This window comes from Streptomyces sp. NPDC050147, assembly GCF_040660195.1.
Classification (GTDB): Bacteria; Actinomycetota; Actinomycetes; order Streptomycetales; family Streptomycetaceae; genus Streptomyces.
On record NZ_JBFALJ010000027.1, the window covers coordinates 56,479 to 75,672 of the forward strand.

Consider the following 19,194-nt stretch of genomic DNA (forward strand, 5'->3'; position numbering starts at 1 on the left):
GCGGCCATTTTCGCACTACGAGGGGGGTCCGAGGCCAGTCAATACTGTCTCGGCCCGCGTCTCGGCCCCGTCCTCGACCTCCAGATCGGGTGTGATGCCCCGGCCGTCGACCGCCTGCCCCGAAGGAGTGCGGTAGTGCCCGACCGTCAGCTCGGCGACCGAGCCGTCGGGCAGCCGGCTCGGCATCTGGACCGAACCCTTGCCGAAAGTCTTCGAGCCCACCACGACCGCGCGGCCACGGTCCTGCAGAGCGCCCGTGAGCAGCTCCGCCGCGCTCATCGTGCCGCCGTCGACCAGCGCGACCACCGGCCTGGTGGTGTCACCGCCCCGTTCGGCGTGCAGGGCCTTCTGCCGGCCGCGTACGTCGTACGTAGCCACCAGACCGCCGTCCACGAGCCCCGAGGCCGCGGTGACCGCCTCCGACACCAGGCCCCCGGAGTTGCCCCGCAGGTCAAGGAGGATTCCGGCGCCCTTGGGTGCGTCACGCACCGCTGACCGCACGCGCTCGCCGGCGCCCTTGGTGAAGGCCTCGACCTTGATCATGACGGCGCCGCCCGCGAGCCGTGTGACCGTGACGGAGTCCGTGGAGAGCCGAGCCCGGTGCAGTGTCTCGCTCCACGCGCGCGTGCCCCGCTCCAGGCCGAGCTCGACCGGGGTGCCGGCGCGGGCACCGCGCAGCAGGGAGACGACCTCGGTGACGGGAAGTCCCGCCACGCGCTTGCCGTCGATGCTGCGGAGCTGATCGCCCTCGCGGATGCCGGCCTGTTGGGCGGGGCCACCGCGCTGGACCCGGGAGACCTCGATGCGTCCGTCGGCCGCACGCCTGGCCCAGAGGCCGACGCCGGTGTACGCGCCGTCGAGGGCCTGCTCGAACTCCTGGTACTCCCCAGGGGAGTACACCGACCCCCAGCGGTCACCGCTGCGGCTGACGGCTTCTTCCGCGGCCTTCTTGCCGGACTTGCCGTCGGCCATCGCCTCGGCCGCGGCGTCGGCCGCTTCGTGGGCCGCGTCGCCGGACGAGGCGACGGAACGGGCGGACGGGGCGGGCGACTTCCGGCCTTCGCCGCTCGCCTCGCTCCAGGACCCGGTGGCCGCACCGGTGGCGAGCACGCTCGCGAACACCAACGTCAGGGTCGCCCCGCGGCGGATGCGGCGGGGCCGGGAGAGGCGGTCGCAGAACCGGTCGGGGCCTGACATGCCGGTGAGTCTAGGACAACGAAGGGCGCCGCACGGTCGGTTGAACCGTACAGCGCCCTTCGGAACAGGCGGCTTTTGTCACACCTTCAGGTACTTGCGCAACGCGAAGAACGCCGCGAGCGCGGGCATCAGCAGCCCGATGGCGAGCACCAGAGGCAGCTTGGCCAGGACCGCGTCCCATCCGATGAAGTCGATGAGGTTCATCTTCTCGGAGAGCGCGAGGCCGTGGTCGATGAGGAAGTACCGGCCCACAAGGAGCATGCCGCAGGCGACACCGCCACCGATGAGCCCGGCGACGGCGGCCTCCATGATGAACGGCATCTGGATGTAGAAGCTGGACGCGCCGACAAGCCGCATGATGCCGGTCTCACGCCTGCGGCTGAACGCCGAGACGCGCACCGTGTTGACGATCAGCATCAGCGCGACGACGAGCATCAGCGCCATCACCGCGAGCGCCGCCCAGTTCAGGCCGTTCAGAAGCTCGAAGAGGTTGTCCAGATAGCCCTTCTGGTCCTCCACGGACTGCACGCCGTCCCGTCCGGAGAAGGCGGTCGTGACGACCTTGTACTTCTCCGGGTCCGTCAGCTTGACGCGGTACGACTCCTGCATCTGGTCCGGCGTGAGGGAGTTGGCCAGCGGGGAGTCGCCGAACTGCTCCTTGTAGTGCTTGTACGCCTCGTCCGCCGTCTCGTGCTGGACCGTGTCCACGACGGGCATCTTCTTCAGATCGCCGAGGATCTGGTGCCGCTGCTCGTTCGTGACGGCGCCGGTGGTGCAGTTGGGGTCCTGCTCGGCGTCACCCTTGTTGCACAGGTAGATCGAGACGTTGACCTTGTCGTACCAGTAGCCCTTCATCGTGCTCACCTGGTCGCGCATGAGCAGCGAGCCGCCGAACAGGGCGAGCGAGAGGGCCACGGAGACGACGACCGCGAAGGTCATCGTGAGATTCCGGCGGAGACCGACGCCGATCTCCGACAGGACGAACTGGGCGCGCATGGCTCCCTTTCAGTGGATCAGTGCAGTGGATCAGTACGGGTCGTCAGTGCTGGTAGCCGTAGACGCCGCGCGACTGGTCGCGGACGAGACGGCCCTTCTCCAGCTCAATGACCCGCTTGCGCATCTGGTCCACGATCTGCTGGTCGTGGGTCGCCATGACGACGGTCGTGCCGGTCCGGTTGATCCGGTCGAGCAGCTTCATGATGCCGACCGACGTCTGCGGGTCGAGGTTGCCGGTCGGCTCGTCGGCGATGAGGAGCTTCGGACGGTTGACGAAGGCGCGCGCGATCGCCACCCGTTGCTGCTCACCACCGGAGAGCTCGCCGGGCATCCGGTCCTCCTTGCCGCCGAGACCGACGAGGTCGAGGACCTGGGGCACGGACTTGCGGATCTCGCCGCGGGACTTGCCGATGACTTCCTGCGCGAAGGCGACGTTCTCGCCGACGGTCTTGTTCGGCAGGAGACGGAAGTCCTGGAAGACGGTGCCCAACTGGCGCCGCATGTGCGGCACCTTGAAGTTGGAGAGGCGTGCGAGGTCCTTGCCGAGGACGTGCACCTGGCCGTGGCTGGTGCGCTCCTCGCGCAGGACCAGCCGCAGGAAGGTGGACTTTCCGGAGCCGGAGGAGCCCACCAGGAAGACGAACTCGCCCTTCTCGATCTCCAGAGAGACATCCCGGAGGGCGGGCCGGGTCTGCTTGGGGTAGGCCTTGGAGACGTTGTCGAATCGGATCACGGATGCACCACGGGTCGCCGGGGGTAGGTGAGCGTGACCATACGCGAAGCCGGTGTGCGAGCGCAGTCAGCGTCCTGAGTTGCACTAATTGTCGCGCATATACCACGGAACGTACCAGTCGGAAACCGACGAGGACGGGCGGGCCGCGCCGGAATCCGTGGAAGCTGGCACAGTGGTAGGGGGAACGGTTGGGTTCCCTCTAGCGTTGGGCAGGCTGTAACTGTGCGGGAGGAGAAGCGCATGACCCATGACAGGTTGGTATGCGCGAACTGCGCGGGGCCCGTGAGTGAGGGCCGCTGCCCCGTATGCCGGGCCAGCCGCGAGCGCTTGCAGCAGGAGGGACCGTTCGGCGGTCTCAGCCCCGCGGCCCTGATAGGGATGCTCGTCGTGCTGATCGCGGCCGTAGCCTTGCTGGCTCACCAGACCGCCTAGCGCGCCCAGGGCGCGCGCCAGGACATCAGAAGGGCCCGGAGCCATCCGCTCCGGGCCCTTCTGTCATGTCGTGCGACGCGTCAGTGACGCGATGCCCGCCCTTCGTCAGGCAGCGGCACCGCGGTTGCCGGCGAAGCGCGGCAGGATGCGGAAGCCGATGCCGCCGGCGATCATCGTCGCGGCGCCGATCAGCAGGAACGTGGTCTCGGCGGCACCCGTCTCGGCGAGCTCGCCCTTGTCGGCCTTGTCACCCTGCTCGACCGGGGTGGAACCCGTGTCGGTCAGGCTGTCCTTGCCCTTGCCCTGCTCGACGGGGTTGGAGCCGCCGTCGGGGTCGTTGTCGTTGCCACCGGTGCCGTTGCCGCCGCCGGTGCCGTTTCCGTTGCCGTTACCCGGGTCGCTCGGGCCCTGGGTGGGCTCGCTCGGGTCCGTGGGGTCCGTCGGGTCCTCGGTGGGCGTACCCGGGTCCGTCGGGTCCTCGGTCGGCTCCGTGGGCTCCTCGGTGGGCTCGGTCGGCTCCTCCGTGGGCTCCGTCGGCTCCTCGGTGGGCTCCTCGGTCGGCTCCGGAATCTCCGTGGGCTCCTCGGTCGGCTCCTCGGCGTCCTCGCCGATACCGACATCGACACCGATGCCGTTCTCGTCGGCGCTGGCGCTGGCGCTCGCGCCGCCGAGGTCGACACCGACGTCGAGGGCCGAGGCGGCACCGGCGGCGGTCAGCGAAGCACCTGCGGCGATCACCGCGCCGGCCGCTATGCGTGCTACGCGGATCCGCGTCTTCTTGGTCATCTGGCTGCTACCCCCAGTAGCTGAATCGTCAGTGAGGCAGCGTCCGGGACTGCGTTCGTCGGGGCGCTGGATCGGCCCCCACAGATCGCACGCGCCCCAGAGATACGCATGCCGCTCGGTAGCCTTTCCAGTTTCCACAGCAACGTCAAGGTCGTTGCGCGCGCGATGTCTGAAATAGCAGCAGTTGACCGGCCTACGGAGATGTGACTGTGACGTAAAAGGCAACTGCCGCCTCAAGAGCGGCAGTTGCCTTGTCGATAAAGCGGCGCTTACTTCTCCTGCTGCTTGCGCCAGCGAATTCCGGCCTCGAGGAAACCGTCGATCTCGCCGTTGAACACGGACTCGGGGTTACCCACTTCGAAGTCCGTGCGCAGGTCCTTGACCATTTGGTACGGGTGCAGGACGTACGAACGCATCTGGTTGCCCCAGGAGTTGCCGCCGTCTCCCTTGAGGGCGTTCATCTTCGCCTGCTCCTCCTGGCGGCGGCGCTCGAGGAGCTTGGCCTGGAGGACGTTCATCGCGCTCGCCTTGTTCTGGATCTGCGAGCGCTCGTTCTGGCAGGAGACGACGATGCCGGTGGGCAGGTGCGTCAGGCGGACGGCGGAGTCCGTCGTGTTCACGCCCTGGCCGCCGGGGCCCGACGAACGGTAGACATCGATACGCAGCTCGGACTCGTCGATCTCGATGTGGTCGGTCTGCTCGACGACCGGGAGGATCTCGACTCCGGCGAAGGAGGTCTGGCGGCGTCCCTGGTTGTCGAAGGGCGAGATGCGGACGAGACGGTGCGTGCCCTGCTCGACCGAGAGCGAGCCGTAGGCGTACGGGACCTGGACGGCGAAGGTGGTCGACTTGATGCCGGCCTCTTCCGCGTACGAGGTTTCGTAGAGCTCGGTCTTGTAGCCGTGCCGCTCGGCCCAGCGCAGATACATGCGCTGGAGCTTCTCGGCGAAGTCGGAGGCGTCGACGCCGCCGGCCTCCGCGCGGATGGTGACGAGCGCCTCACGGGCGTCGTACTCACCGGAGAGGAGGGTGCGGACCTCCATCTCGTCCAGCGCCTTCTTGACGGCCGTGAGCTCGGTCTCGGCCTCGGCGCGGGTGTCCGAGTCGTCCTCCTCCTCGGCCATCTCGAAGAGCACGCTGAGATCATCGATCCGGCTACGGAGCGCCTCGGCCTTGCGGACCTCCGCCTGGAGGTGGCTCAGCTTGCTGGTGATCTTCTGTGCCGCTTCAGGGTCGTCCCACAGGGACGGCGCGGCCGCCTGCTCCTCGAGCACGGCGATGTCTGCCCTCAGCTTGTCGAGGTCCAGGACGGCCTCGATCGACTCCATGGTCGAGGAGAGGGACTTGAGCTCTTCGGATACATCGACGACTGCCACGGGTCCAGCCTAACGGCTGGGCGCAAGCGGTCTGGCCTCCCGGCCTGGGGGGCGGATCTCCGCGGCTCCCGGGGGCCTGCCCTGCGGGCCCCCGGGAGCCGCCTGACCTCGGCATGGCCCCGCCCCCACGGCCCGCTGACCGCCGGTCCGGGCCCGGGGCAGGGGCGCCTGCTGCCCCGGGCGGGCGGGGGGTGCCGCTCCTTTTGCGGGCCTTCTGTGCGGGTGGGGCCGTGCGGCGCTGGGCCGCGGCGCTGCGGGGCTGCGGGGCTGCGGGGTGCCCCTGCCTGGCGGGCCTTCTGTGCGGCTGGGGCCGCGGGGTCCCTGCAGCCCGGTTCGGGGCGTCCCTGTCCCGCCGCTTCGCGGCGGATTTTTCCCTCCCACCCACCCGATTGCCCGGGGGGGGCGGGTGGGGATCCGGCGTGAGGTGGCGGGACGGGGGTGCCCCGGGTCAGCAAACGCCCGCACCGACGTGACGCCGGGTGCTCGGGTGGGTGGGCGGGAAACCATCCGGCGCGAAGCGGCGGGACTGGGCCCCCCAGGTCAGCAACGCCCACGCCGACGTGGCGCCGGGTGCTCGGGTGGGGAATATCCGGCGCGGAGCGGCGGGTCAGTCAGTTCCCGTGAAGCCGCAGGGCAGTGGGAGTCCGCGTAGGCAGGCCAGGAGCGGTGCCCCGGGAAGTGGCGCCCCCGAGGGATTTCGCGAAGCGGCAGGGACCGCCCCGGGAGGGGGAGGGTTATGGCGCCGAAGGGGACGAGTTGTGCGTGTCCTGGGGCTTCGCGTCCGCGTCGTCGCCGCTGGTGGCCGCCCAGGTGCCGATGCCTGCCGCGGCCACCAGGACCGCTCCCGCCACGCCCAGCGTGATCCTGCGGCGGCGCGCGGAGGCGCGGTGGCGGGCCGAGCCGGGGCGGGCCGCTCCGGACGCGCGGGGAGCGCGGGCCGTGCCCCGGGCGCCCCCGGCGAGCTCGTCCGGACCCGGGACACGCATGGAGGTGTGGGTGTCGCGGTTCGAGTCGGGGGACGAGCCGGGGACGAGGGGGACCGCCCCGCGCCGGGGCGCGCCCGCGGACGGCTCCGGCGCGGGCTCCTCCTCCGCCTCCTCCAGAAGGGGCTCCGAGTCCGGCTCGTCCACGTCCAGCGGCGGCATCCCCGCCACCAGAGGCTGCAGCTCCCGCAGGCGCGCGGCGAGCTCGGAGGCGCGCAGGCGGGACGCCGGGGCCTTCGCCAGGCACTGGACCATCAGCTGCCAGAGTTCGTCCGGGATGCCGGGGAGGGGGACGACCGTCTCCGTCACGTGGCGGCGCAACACCGCTCCGGGGTGCCCTCCGCCGAACGGGGTGAAGCCCGCCAGAAGTTCGTACAGGACCGTCGCGAGGGCGTAGATGTCGACCGCCGCGCGCGGCGGCAGGCCCTCGATGATCTCCGGGGCGAGGTAGTCGGGCGTACCGATGATCTTCGTCGCGCGGGTCCTGCGCGGTGAGTCGATCAGTTTGGCGACGCCGAAGTCGGTGAGCAGGGCGGGGTGCGAGCCTCCGGGGCCCAGTGGACCCTGCATGTCGAGCAGGACGTTCTCCGGCTTCACGTCACGGTGCACGATGCCCGCCGCGTGTGCCGCGGCGAGGCCGTCCGCCACGTCCGCCACGATCGCCACCGCCGCCTCCGGGGCGAGGCGGCGCTCACGGTCGAGGCGGGTGCGCAGGTCCGTGCCCCGGACGAGGTCCATGACCAGGGCGAGGTCGTTCCCGTCGACCACCAGATCGTGGACGCCCACCACGCGCGCGTGGTCGAGGCTGAGCAGAGCCGTGCGCTCCTGGACGAAGCGGCCGACCAGCTCCTGGTCGGACGCCAGGTCCTCGCGCAGCAGCTTGATGGCGACGGGGCCCTCGGGCCCCTCGCCGAGCCACACCGTGCCGGCGCTGCCCCGACCAAGGATCTGGTGGGCGGTGTACCGGCTGCCGATCTTGCGTGCCAAGACTGCTCCTACGGATGCGTGTTGGCGACAAAACTACGCGGCCTCGAAGCCAACCTTCACTCCAGGAGCAGAAATCACCCCGCAGGTGTCGACAAATCCCCAGAGTCGGGAGGGGATTCGCCCATCACTGACCACCGGGCGGCTAATTGCCGCCCAGTTTTCCGATCCAGCCGGAGACGGTGTCGTACCAGTCCGTCAGCTGTTCCCAGTAGCCCTTCGTCGTGCCGATCCACTCCTGGAGCGGGCTCAGCTCCCAGACGAGCCAGCTCGCCACGAAGAGGATGATGATCGTGAAGAGGCACCCCTTGAGGCAGCCGAGACCCGGGATCTTCATCGGGTTGGAGCTGCGCTGCCGCGGCTGCCTGGGCTCGCGCGGCGGCCGTCCCGCGGGCGGCTGCTGGGGCGGCGTCTGCTGCGGCGGCGGCGCGTACTGCTGACGCTGCTGGGGCTGCGGGGCGTACTGCTGCGGGCGCTGCTGCTGCGCGTGCTGCTGGGGGCGCTGCTGCGGCTGCGGCTGCTGCACCTGGCGCTGAGGCCGACGGCGGCGCAGCGGGTCCTCGCTGGGGTCCAGGTACGACTGGACCTGCGTCTGGTCGTTGCGGTCCCGCGCGGCCCGCATCTGGCTCTGCCAGGGGTGCGGGTCGTTCGGGTCGGCGCCCGGCTGGTTCGGCGGCACCGGCGGCATGACGGCCGTCGGGTCGGCCGCTCCGTGGTCGCCCGCACCTCCCGCGCCGGGACCGGAGCCGGTGCTCTGCATGACGCTCGTGGCCGCGTTCGGGTCGTACGAACCCGCGTTGTTCGGGAGCACCTGGGTGGGATCGGCGGCGCCTGCCGTCCCCGGCACCGTGGTGGGGTCCGGGTCGGGCGCCAGGAGGGCGCCCACGCCCTCCGCGGCGGCGATCTGCGCGCTGGACGCGTGCACGCCCACGCCGTCCGCGACAGCCCGCAGGGCGCGCGCGAGGTTCTCGGCGCTGGGGCGGCGCTCGGGGTCCTTGCTGAGGCAGCGCTCTATGACCGTCCACAGGGGACCCGGGACCGTGGAGGGACGGCGCGGTTCGGCGCTCAGGTGCTGGTGCAGGACTTCCAGGGCCGAGCCGCCGCCGAACGGCGGACGTCCGGTGACGAGCTCGTACAGGAGGATGCCGGCGCCGTAGATGTCGACCGCGCTGGTCTGCGGGCGGCCCTCGGCGGACTCGGGCGCCACGTACGCGGGCGTACCGACGAATTCGTGGGTGCGGGTCAGGCCCGGGGAGTCGGCGAGACGCGCGATGCCGAAGTCGGTGAGCATCGGGTGCATCGCACCGTCGGCATCCTGCTTGAGCAGGACGTTCGCGGGCTTCAGGTCCCGGTGCACGACCCCGTCCGCGTGACTCGCGGCGAGGGCGTCGGCGATCTGGGCGGTCATGAGGGCCGCCGCGACCGGCGTGAGCGGGCCGTTCTCGCGGAGGTAGCGGTGCAGGTCGGGGCCCTCCACCAGGTCCATGACGAGGGCCAGGAGCTCCCCCTCGACGACCAGGTCACGGGTCCGCACGATGTTCGGGTGCGTGAGCCTGAGCAGGACGGACCGCTCGCGCAGGAACCGCATCACGATGTCCGCGTCGTTGGCGAGCTCTTCCTTCAGGACCTTGATCGCGACGGTCTCGCCGGGCTGGCCGGCAACGGCCGCCTCGGCACCCGCGGTCTCGCGCTGGCGGGCTCGCCAGACGGTGCCCGTGGCGCCGCGCCCGAGCGGCTCCTCGAGCAGGTACTTGCTGCCTACCGGCCGCACGTCATGCGCTCCCTGCTGATCTGGCTGATCTGTCCGGACCCGGCTGCCCGCCGGAAGGTGTTCCGACCCACTGTAGTGCCGCCGAACGGGGCACCGGCCGGTCACATTCCACGCCGGCCGCCGGGTGACCGGCCAGCTGTTCGGTGGAAAGACGCCTCATGGGGGCCGTTGGTTGCCGGATGGCGTCGAATTGACCTTCGTCACGTTGGAATGACGGACGATCGCAACGGTCCAAGCAGGCACTTTTCCGAGCAGAGCCGACCAATCAAGATCACATACGGGTGGCCGCCGGGCGTGTTGTCAGTGGCAGGTGCGAGGATGCTTGTCTGTTACTGGCCGACGTGGCCGTGTGCGGTGGGGGGAATCACAGCGCGAGTCCCCGTGCCCGGCGGCAAGGGCAGAAGGGACCGCTGACGGCGATGCAGATCCGGCTGACCGTCCTCGGGCCGCGCAGCGGCCAGACCGCCGAGGCCCATGGCCGCCCCGTCGCGCCGCGCGGCGCCTGCGACGTGCTGGTCACCGCCCCCGCGGGGACCGCTCTGGCCACCGTCGCCTCCGGTCTCGCCGCCGCCGTCGCGGGCGGCGAAGGCCCCGCCGTCCTGTACGCCGAGTCGGAGCGCCTGGACGCCCAGCGCTGCACCCTCGGGGAGCCACCACTGATAGACGGAGCGGTGCTCTCGCTCGGCTCCCCCGCCGAACCCGGCCCCGAACTCGCGGGAGCCACCGCCCAGTTGCACGTGGTCGCGGGCCCCGACGCGGGCGGTGTGCATCTCCTGCACGGCGGTCAGATCCGCGTCGGCCGCTCGGCGGACGCGGACGTCCCGCTGGACGACCCGGACGTCTCGCGGCTGCACTGCGCGGTGACGCTCACCCCGGACGGCCAGGTCACCGTCACGGACCTGGGGTCGACGAACGGCACGACGGTGGACGGACTCGAGATCACCGACCGGCCGGTGCGTCTGACCCCCGGCTCCCTGCTGCGGCTCGGCGAGTCCGCGCTGCGGTTCACCGCCGGGGACGGGACGGGCGGCGCGCTGCCGACGGCTCCGGACGGTGAGGGCCATGTGCGCGTGCGGGTCGTCGCGAGCGCCGAAGCCCCCCACGGCGCGCCCCCGGAAGCGGGCCGCACGCCCTTCGAGGGCACCCACCACGCGTACGGCTCCGCGAGCTGGGGCGCAGCGGGCGAGGGCGGCGGGGGCGGGGCACACGGCCAGACGTCCCTCACCGATGTTCCGCTCGTGCCGCAGCAGGGCGGCGCCCCGGACGCCGAGAGCACCCGTGTCGGCACCCCCTTGCGCGGGACACCCGTGCCGCGCACGCTCCGCAGGCGGGGCGGCCTCTCGGCCTGGGCCCGGCGGCTGACGGGCGCCCGTGACGACGAGCACGGCCCGCTGGACGACGAGGACGACGCGTACGGGACGGGGAGCGACGCCGGTTTCCCGCAACCGGCGGCGCCCACCCCGGAGGACCTCGCGGTGGCCGCCGCCGCGCGGACCCCGGAGTCCTGGCCCGACCCCGCGGCCCTGCTGCTGACGGCGCTCGGTCCCGGCCCCCGGCTCTGGGAGCGCGGGCCCGGCCACCCCGAGGCGCTCGCGGTCCGGCTCGGCACGGTGGACCGCGCGACGCCGGACGAGCGGGGCCTGTTGCCCGCCGTCCCCGTGACGGTCAGCCTGCGGGAGGCGGGTGCGCTCGGCCTCGCGGGTCCGCGCGAGCGGCTCGCGGGCCTCACCCGAGCCGTCGTCGCCCAACTCGCCGCGCTGCACTCCCCCGACGCCCTGGAGATCGTGCTGCTCAGCACGGACCGCGCACGGCCCGCACCGGAGCGCACCGCCGAGTGGTCCTGGCTCGGCTGGCTCCCGCACCTGCGGCCCCTCCACGGCCAGGACTGCCGCCTCCTTCTGGCCTACGACCGTGAGCAGGCTGCCGCGCGCACCGGAGAGCTGCTGCGGCGCCTGGAGGACCACGAGGCGGACAGGGCGTCCGCCACCGCTGCCGACAGCGCCGCCGCGGGCGCTCCGGACGCCGGGCCCCGCACTGTGGTCGTGGTGGACGGTGACCCCGGGTCGGCCGGGCTGCGCGAAGCCGTGGTGCGGCTCACGCGGGAAGGGGCCGCTGCCGGGATCCATGTCGTCTGCCTGGCGGAGACCCCCGCCGCGTCACCCGCCTCCCCGGTGACGGCCACGTACGAGGCCGCGTGCTCCGTGTCGCCCGCCTTCCGCGCCTGCGGCGCCGTCGCGCTGCTCAGCGGTGACGTGGCGACCGCGCTTCGGCTGCTGCGGACCGTGGACGGCCGGCCCGTGGGGCACGGCACGGTCGCCGCGGTGGACGCGGTGTCGGGGGCCTGGGCCGAGCGGTTCGCCCGCGCGCTGGCGCCTTTCCGCACGGACGGGGCGCCCGGCGACGGCCACGCGCGCGTGTCCGCTCCACTGCCCCAAATGGCGCGCCTTCTGGACGAGTTGGGCCTCGCCCGGGCCACCCCCGCGTCGCTCATGGCGCGCTGGGCCGCGGCCGCCGATGATTCCGAGGCGCTGGGCGGACGAGCCTGGACGGTGCTCGGTGCGGGTCCGCGCGGCCCCGTGGTCGTGGACCTCGCCACCGAGGGCCCGCACGTCCTGGCCGAAGGCCCTTCGGGCAGCGGTCGTACGGAGCTGTTGCGTTCCATCGCCGCCTCGCTGGCCGCGGCCGAGCGCCCGGACCGCCTCGGCATGGTGCTGATCGACGGCCGGGACACCACGGGAAGCGGCGGCAGCGGGACGAACGGGGGGAACGTACGCCTGGTCGAGGGCCTCGCCGTCTGTACGGACCTGCCGCACGTCACGACGCATCTGGCCGCCAACGACCCCGTGCGGATGCGGGAGTTCGCCCAGTCGTTGACCGCCGAGCTGAAGCGGCGGGCCGAGCTCCTCGGGCGGCTCGGGTTCGCGGAGTGGCACGCGCAGGCACCTGCGGCCGGTGTGGGCGGCAGGAACGGCGTCGGTGCCGGGACCGCGGGTGGCGCCGGAGGCGATCTGGACACCCCGCCGAGTTCCACGATGCGGCTGCGGCCCGTCGCCGCCCGCAAGGCGGTGGATCCGGGGCCTCCGCTGCCTCGGCTCGTCGTGCTCGTCGATGACTTCGACGCGTTGCTTTCGCCTGCGCTCGGGTCGCCGGGGCGTCCTGCCGCGGGGTCCGTCGTGCGGGCGCTCGAGGCCGTGGCCCGGGACGGGGACCGGCTCGGGGTGCATCTGGTCGCCGCCACCGCACGCAGCGAGCGGACCCCGGAGACGGAGCTGGGGCGGCGGGCGACACTGCGGATCGTTCTGGACGCCGTCACTCCGGGACCGGAGGAGCCCGCCCCCGGCCGGGGAGAGCTCCGTACGGCCGAGGGCCGGGTGCATCCCTTCCAGGCGGGGCGCGTCACGGGACGGATTCCTCGTACGTCCACGGTGCGGCCCACGGTGGTCCCGCTGGAGTGGGAGCGGATGGGTGATCCTCCGGCCCGGCGGCCGGTGCGTGAACTGGGCAATGGACCAACGGACTTGGCGCTTCTCGCCAGTGCTCTGGAGCGGGCCGCCCGATCTGTCGCCGCGGATCAGGTGCCCTCTCTCCTGTAGTTCGGCGCCACCTTCCCTCCGGCTCAGCACCACGCGTGGCCCGAAGATCGTGACGGCACGTCACAACGCCATCACGATCACCTGGTTGACACTGTTTGCGCTCTTGCCGCCCCTCCCCGCCCGGGCGTAGACAGACCGCACGGGACTCGGCAGGGCAGAGAAACGGGGCAGTAATGCGCAGCAGTCTTCGCACACGCAGGGCACCGCACCACCGGCGTACCACCGCCAAATTCGCCGCGGCCTTCGTCGCGGGCGCGCTCGCGCTCACCGTCACCGCGTGTGGCGGGGACGACGGTGACGACGGGGACGGCGGCAACAAGGGCGGCGGCAAGGAGAACGCAGCCGCGGTGAAACTGCCCAAGCTCGACGGGCAGACCGTCTCCGTCGCCGCCGTCTGGGGCGGCTCGGAGCGGAAGGTCTTCCTCAAGGTCCTCGACGAGTTCGAGAAGCGGACCGGGGCCAAGGTCACCTTCGTACCGGCGCAGGACCCCATCATCAGCTTCCTGGAGTCGAAGGTCGCGGGTGGCCAGCCGCCGGACGTGGCGATGCTTCCGCAGGTCGGCGCGGTCGAGCAGGCCGTGGAGAACAAGTGGGCCAAGCCGGTCGGGCCCGAGGCGCAGAAGCAGCTCGAAAAGAACTACGCGCAGGGCTGGCAGGACCTCGGGGCCGTCGACGACAAGCAGTACGGCGTGTACTTCAAGGCGGCCAACAAGTCCCTTGTCTGGTACAACGCCCAGGTCTTCGACAACGCGGGCGCCAAGGAGCCCAAGACCTGGGACGACTTCATGAAGACGGCCCAGACCGTGTACGACTCCGGCGTACCGGCGATATCCGTCGCGGGCGCCGATGGCTGGACCCTCACCGACTGGTTCGAGAACATCTACCTCTCGCAGGCGGGCCCGGAGAAGTACGACGACCTCACCGAGCACGAGATCAAGTGGACGGACCCCTCCGTGAAGGAGGCGCTGACCACGCTCGGCGAGCTCTTCGGCAAGAAGGGCTTCGTCGCGGGCGGCGCGGACGGCGCGCTGCAGACCGAGTTCCCCGCCTCCGTGAAGCAGACCTTCACCGGCGGCGACCAGCCGAAGGCGGGCATGGTCTTCGAGGGCGACATGGTCTCGTTGCCGATCTCGGAGACGAAGGCCAAGATCGGCTCGGACGCCAAGGTGTTCCCGTTCCCGGCGGTCGGCAGCGAGTCCCCCGCGGTGGTCGGCGGTGACGCGGCCGTGGCCCTGAAGGACAGCAAGGGCGCCCAGGCGCTGCTCACCTTCCTCGCGTCGCCGGACTCGGCCAAGATCTGGGCTGAGGCGGGCGGGTTCGTCTCGCCGAACAAGAACCTCGACCTGGCGGCGTACCCGAACGACGTGCAGCGTGACATCGCCAAGGCGCTGATCGCGGCGGGCGACGACATCCGCTTCGACATGTCCGACCAGGCCCCGCAGGCGTTCGGCGGCACCCCCGGCAAGGGCGAGTGGAAGGCGCTGCAGGACTTCCTGAAGAACCCGAAGGACGTCGAGGGAACGCAGAAGGCGCTGGAGACGGCCGCCGCCGCGGCGTACAAGGACTGAAGCGGTGGCGTCCGTGAACGCCGGGGGCACGCCGAGTGCGGCGCTGCCCCCGGCTCCCCAGCCGCGCAAGAGCGTGACCGGCACACGCAAGAGCATGGCGGTGCTGTTCCTGGCACCCGCGCTCGTGCTGCTCGGCGCGCTCGTCCTCTACCCCATCGGGTTCTCGGTCTTCCGCAGCTTCTTCGACAAGTCGGGCGACTTCACGGCGTTCGGCAACTACAAGACGCTCTTCACCGACGACACCATCCTGACCGCGATCAAGAACAACGCGATCTGGGTGGTGGTCGCGCCGACCCTGGCGACCGGTCTCGGCCTGATCTTCGCCGTGCTCACCGAACGGATCCGCTGGGGCACGGCGTTCAAGCTGGTCATCTTCATGCCGATGGCGATCTCGATGCTCGCGGCCGGCATCATCTTCCGGCTCGTGTACGAGTCGGATCCCGACCGGGGTGTCGCCAACGCCATCTTCGTGACCGCGCACGACACCTTCGCCGAGTCGTCGGCCTTCCCGCAGGCGCATCCCAGTACGGAGTCACCGCTGAAGTCGGCGGGCGGCGGCGCCTTCATCACGCGCGAGCCGGTGAGCGCGGGCACTCCGGTGGTGCTGCCGCTGACGGGCGTCGCGCCGGACAACATGCCGGACGGCGCCGAGTCCGCCTCGGCCGCGAAGCCGGACCCCGACAAGGTCACCGGGACGGCCTGGCAGGACTTCACCCGCGGCAAGGGCCGCGGCGAGATGAACGCCCCGGACAAGGCCGAGTTCGGCTATCCCGGGATCAAGGTCGAAGCGGTCAAGGACGGCAAGGTGGTGGCTTCCACCGAGGCCGCGGCGGACGGCACCTTCGCGCTTCCCAAGGAGGCCGACGGGGCCCAACTCCGTTTCCCCGCGTCGAACTTCCGCGAGCCGTACAACGGCGTGGACTGGCTCGGCCCGTCCCTGATCACGCCCGCGGTGATCGGCTCGTACCTGTGGATCTGGGTGGGCTTCGCGATGGTCCTGATCGCGGCCGGTCTGGCCAGTGTGCCGCGTGAACTCCTGGAGGCGGCCCGGGTGGACGGCGCCAACGAGTGGCAGGTGTTCCGCAGGATCACGGTGCCGATCCTCGCGCCGGTGCTTGCGGTGGTGGCGGTCACGCTCATGATCAACGTACTGAAGATCTTCGACCTGATCTTCATCATCGCGCCGAACTCCTCGAAGGACGACGCGAACGTCCTGGCGCTCCAGCTCTACAACTCCGCGTTCCTCGACAAGGACGCGGGCGTGGCGAGCGCGATCGCCGTGCTTCTCTTCCTCCTCGTGATCCCGGTGATGCTCTTCAATGTCAGGCGACTTCGGCGGGAGGGACGGCGATGACGCGTCACCCGTTCTCCGGCTGGGGGCCCGGGGGTTACCCCCCGGGAAAGCACAGCAATGTCAGGCGACTTCGGCGGGAGGCTCGGCGATGACCACCCAAGTCGAAGTGGTGAAGGCGAAAGAGTCGCTCGGCGGGCGGATCGCGTCCGTCCTGAGCGGCACCGTCGTACGCGTCTTCCTCGTCGTCGTCGGTCTTTTCTGGCTGGTGCCGACGATCGGTCTGCTGCTCGGGTCGCTGCGCACCTCGGCCGACATGGCGGAGAGCGGCTGGTGGAAGGTCTTCAGCGCGCCGTCGCAGTTGACGTTCGACAACTACACGAATCTCCTCAAGGACGAGACGATCACCGACTCGATCCTGTCCAGCATCATGATCACCGTCCCGGCGACACTGCTCGTCGTGATCATCGGGTCCCTCGCCGGATACGCCTTCGCGTGGATGGAGTTCCCGGGGCGCGACTGGTGGTTCATCGGTGTCGTCGGGCTGCTCGTGGTGCCCGTGCAGGTGGCGCTGCTTCCGGTGTCGAAGATCTTCGGCGCGGTCGGCATCTTCGAGACGACGATCGGCGTGGTCATCTTCCACGTGGCCTTCGGGCTGCCGTTCGCGATCTTCCTCCTGCGGAACTTCTTCGCGGAGATACCCCGCGAACTCCTGGAGGCGGCACGCCTGGACGGAGCCGGTGAACTGCGGCTCTTCTTCCGGGTGGTGATGCCGCTCGGCGCGCCCGCGATCGCCTCGCTCGGCATCTTCCAGTTCCTCTGGGTCTGGAACGACATGCTGATCGCGCTGATCTTCGCCGACTCCCAGAGCCCGCCGATCACGGTCGCGCTCCAGCAACAGGTGCGGTCCTTCGGCGACAACGTGCAGATCCTGGCTCCGGGGGCGTTCATCTCCATGGTGATCCCGCTGGCCGTGTTCTTCGCGTTCCAGCGGCAGTTCGTGTCCGGCGTGATGGCGGGCGCGGTCAAGTAGCCGTCAATTAGCGATCACCCACGGCACAGGCGCATACGTTCGACGAGTGAGGCGGCCCGGCACCCGGGCCGCCTCGTTCGCGTCCATCCCCCGGATGCCGCATACGACGTAACCCGCGCGGACGTTCGGGCGTTTTCGGGCAGTATGCCCGCGTCTACCCATGGATGTGCCTTGCCCCGGTTCAGTGTCATCGTGCCCGTGTACAAGGTGCAGGCATATCTGCACGCATGCCTCGAATCAGTCCTCGGGCAGTCGTTCACGGATTTCGAGATGATCCTGGTCGACGACGCCTCCCCCGACGCGTGTGGCGCCCTCATCGACGAATGCGCGGCCCGTGACACCCGTGTGAAGACCGTGCACCTCAAGGAGAACGTCGGCCTCGGCCCGGCCCGCAACGCCGGCATGGAGCTCGCGGACGGCGACTACCTCATCTTCCTCGACAGCGACGACACCCTCACCCCCGACTCCCTGCACGCGATCTCCGACCGCATCAAGGAGACCGACGAACCGGACGTCCTGATCTACGACTACGCGCGCACGTTCTGGTCGGGCGAGGCCGTGCGCAACCAGTTCGCGAGCCTCCTCACGGAGGAGGGCCCGGCCCCGTTCCGGCTGAGCGACCGGCCCGGCCTGTTGCGGCTCCTGATGGTCGCCTGGAACAAGGCCTACCGCCGCGCCTTCATCGAACGCGAGGCCTTCGCCTTCCCGCCCGGTCTCTACGAGGACACGCCCTGGACGTATCCCGTCCTGATGAAGGCGGGCTCGATCGCCACCCTCGACCGGGTCTGCGTGCACTACCTGCAACGCCGCCGTGGCAGCATCCTGCGCACCACGACGCGCCGGCACTTCGAGATCTTCGACCAGTACGAGCGGGTCTTCGCGTTCCTCGACGAGCACCCGGAGCTGTCGGCGGCCTGGCGGCCCGTCCTGTGCAGGCGGATGGTCGACCACCTCTCGACGGTCTTCACCAAACGCGACCGCCTCCCGCGCGGCAGCCGCGCCGCGTTCCTGCGCGAGGCCCGCGCCCACTACCGCCGCTACCGCGTCCCGGGCCCCCGCCCACACTCCCGCGTCCGCACCCGCGTGCGTTACGCCCTGGTGCGGCTCGGCACGCACCGCGCCTACCTGACCCTGTGGACTGCGCTACGCGTCAGGTCGAGGGCCGGCCGGTACGCGGCGACCGCCCGGCGCCGCGCCAAGGATGCCGTGCTGCAACTGCACTACCGCGTCCAGCTCCGCCTGCCGCTGCGCGCCGACCGCGCGGTCTTCTCCTCGTACTGGGGCCGCGGCTACGGCTGCAACCCCGGCGCCCTGGAGGCCGCGCTGCGCGAACACGCCCCGCACATCCGCACCGCGTGGATCGCGGACCCCGCCCACCACCACACCCTGCCGACGGCCACCCGCGGGCTCCGCCCCGGCACGGCCGCGTACTGGAGTGCCCTCGCGCGCTCCAAGTACCTCGTGAACAACGTGAACTTCGACCGCAGGCTCGTCAAACGCCCCGGCCAGGTCATGATCCAGACGCAGCACGGCACGCCCCTGAAGCTGATGGGCCTCGACCTCCAGGACCGTCCGGCCGCCGCGCGGGGCATGGACTTCGGCGCCCTTCTGCGCAACGCCGACAAATGGGATTACGTCCTGTCGGCGAACCGGCACTCCACGCTGGTCTGGGAGCGCGTCTACCCCGCCGCGTACACCACTCTCGAGTACGGCTACCCGCGCAACGACATCTATCAGCGGGCGAGCGCCGCCGACGTGGCCCGCCTGCGCTCGTCCCTCGGCATTCCGCACGGCACCGTGGCCATCCTCTACGCGCCCACCCTCCGCGACTACCGCCACACCCAGCTGTGCTCCCTCGACCTGAAGCGGCTGCTGCGCGATCTCGGCCCCCGCTTCGTCGTCCTGGCCCGCGCCCACCACTCCTACGGGGCGCCGTTGGCACCCTCGTCGGACCGCCTGATCGACGTGTCGGACCATCCCAGCGTCGAATCGCTCTGCCTGGCCTCCGACGCCCTGGTCACGGACTTCTCCTCGCTGATGTTCGACTACGCCAACCTCGACCGCCCCGTCGTCCTGCACGCCACCGACTGGGAGGCGTACGAGGCGGCCCGGGGCACCTACTTCGACGTGCGCGAGTTCCCGCCGGGCGCGATCGCCCGCAGCGCGGACGAACTCACCGACATCTTCGCCACCGGCCACTGGCGCGGCTCACGCTCCGCGCAACTGCGCGCCGCCTTCCGAAACCGCTTCTGCGTGTACGACGACGGTCGGGCCGCTGAACGAGTTGTGAGGCATGTGGTGCTCGGGGAGACAGGGGGTCTACCGTCTGTGGCGCCACTGGCGGACCGGCAGCCGGCGCCGGCCGCGGGAGTGGCCGACGCGCCGCCGTCGCGGGCGGACGCCGCCCGGCCCACCCCGCGCTTCTAACAGCACTGTCCTTCTCGCCCCCGA

At 71.0% G+C, this 19,194-nt stretch carries 13 protein-coding genes; 6 read left to right on the top strand and 7 right to left on the bottom strand.

Translation table 11 applies throughout. The annotated features are described in order from the left end of the window. Positions 1-15 precede the first annotated feature (15 nt). The 3 genes from AB0I94_RS33175 to ftsE form a co-directional block, all read right to left on the bottom strand. Entirely contained in the window at positions 16-1,197 is a 1,182-nt protein-coding gene (locus AB0I94_RS33175) for a S41 family peptidase (protein WP_363313427.1), read from the bottom strand. A gap of 78 nt (positions 1,198-1,275) precedes the next feature. Continuing rightward, a complete protein-coding gene (gene ftsX / locus AB0I94_RS33180; RefSeq protein ID WP_363313428.1) occupies positions 1,276-2,193 on the bottom strand; it encodes a permease-like cell division protein FtsX in 918 nt (305 codons plus the stop codon). 43 nt (positions 2,194-2,236) lie between these two features. After that, a complete protein-coding gene (gene ftsE / locus AB0I94_RS33185) occupies positions 2,237-2,926 on the bottom strand; it encodes a cell division ATP-binding protein FtsE (RefSeq protein ID WP_030788113.1) in 690 nt (229 codons plus the stop codon). Between the two features lie 240 nt (positions 2,927-3,166). On the opposite strand from ftsE, the gene AB0I94_RS33190 reads away from it, so the two are divergent. Further along, a complete protein-coding gene (locus AB0I94_RS33190) occupies positions 3,167-3,358 on the top strand; it encodes a hypothetical protein (RefSeq protein WP_363313429.1) in 192 nt (63 codons plus the stop codon). 105 nt (positions 3,359-3,463) lie between these two features. On the opposite strand, the gene AB0I94_RS33195 is transcribed toward AB0I94_RS33190, so the two are convergent. From AB0I94_RS33195 to AB0I94_RS33210, 4 genes are all read right to left on the bottom strand, one after another. Beyond that, positions 3,464-4,144: a hypothetical protein gene (locus AB0I94_RS33195; RefSeq protein ID WP_363313430.1), complete on the bottom strand. Its 681-nt coding sequence runs from the start codon at positions 4,142-4,144 to the stop codon at positions 3,464-3,466. A 269-nt stretch (positions 4,145-4,413) separates the two neighbouring features. Further along, positions 4,414-5,520: a peptide chain release factor 2 gene (prfB, locus tag AB0I94_RS33200; protein WP_363313431.1), complete on the bottom strand. Its 1,107-nt coding sequence runs from the start codon at positions 5,518-5,520 to the stop codon at positions 4,414-4,416. Between the two features lie 734 nt (positions 5,521-6,254). Then, positions 6,255-7,490 carry a serine/threonine-protein kinase gene (locus AB0I94_RS33205; RefSeq protein ID WP_363313432.1) on the bottom strand — a complete coding sequence of 412 codons (1,236 nt, stop codon included), beginning with the start codon at positions 7,488-7,490 and terminating at the stop codon, positions 6,255-6,257. A 142-nt stretch (positions 7,491-7,632) separates the two neighbouring features. Next, a complete protein-coding gene (locus AB0I94_RS33210; protein WP_363313433.1) occupies positions 7,633-9,258 on the bottom strand; it encodes a serine/threonine-protein kinase in 1,626 nt (541 codons plus the stop codon). Between the two features lie 419 nt (positions 9,259-9,677). Between AB0I94_RS33210 and AB0I94_RS33215 the strand changes: the two genes are divergently transcribed. The 5 genes from AB0I94_RS33215 (at position 9,678) to AB0I94_RS33235 (ending at position 19,170) form a co-directional block, all read left to right on the top strand. Beyond that, entirely contained in the window at positions 9,678-12,851 is a 3,174-nt protein-coding gene (locus tag AB0I94_RS33215) for an FHA domain-containing protein (RefSeq protein ID WP_363313434.1), read from the top strand. 173 nt (positions 12,852-13,024) lie between these two features. Next, on the top strand, positions 13,025-14,419 hold the full coding sequence (locus AB0I94_RS33220; protein ID WP_363313436.1) for an ABC transporter substrate-binding protein: 1,395 nt from the start codon (positions 13,025-13,027) through the stop codon (positions 14,417-14,419). 73 nt (positions 14,420-14,492) lie between these two features. Next, complete coding sequence (locus tag AB0I94_RS33225) at positions 14,493-15,773, top strand: sugar ABC transporter permease (RefSeq protein ID WP_363313481.1); 1,281 nt, start codon at positions 14,493-14,495, stop codon at positions 15,771-15,773. Between the two features lie 88 nt (positions 15,774-15,861). Next, complete coding sequence (locus AB0I94_RS33230) at positions 15,862-16,743, top strand: carbohydrate ABC transporter permease (RefSeq protein ID WP_363313437.1); 882 nt, start codon at positions 15,862-15,864, stop codon at positions 16,741-16,743. Positions 16,744-16,914: 171 nt separating this feature from the next. Continuing rightward, positions 16,915-19,170 (top strand): bifunctional glycosyltransferase family 2 protein/CDP-glycerol:glycerophosphate glycerophosphotransferase, encoded by a 2,256-nt coding sequence (locus tag AB0I94_RS33235; RefSeq protein ID WP_363313438.1) that lies wholly within the window; start codon positions 16,915-16,917, stop codon positions 19,168-19,170. Positions 19,171-19,194 lie beyond the last annotated feature (24 nt).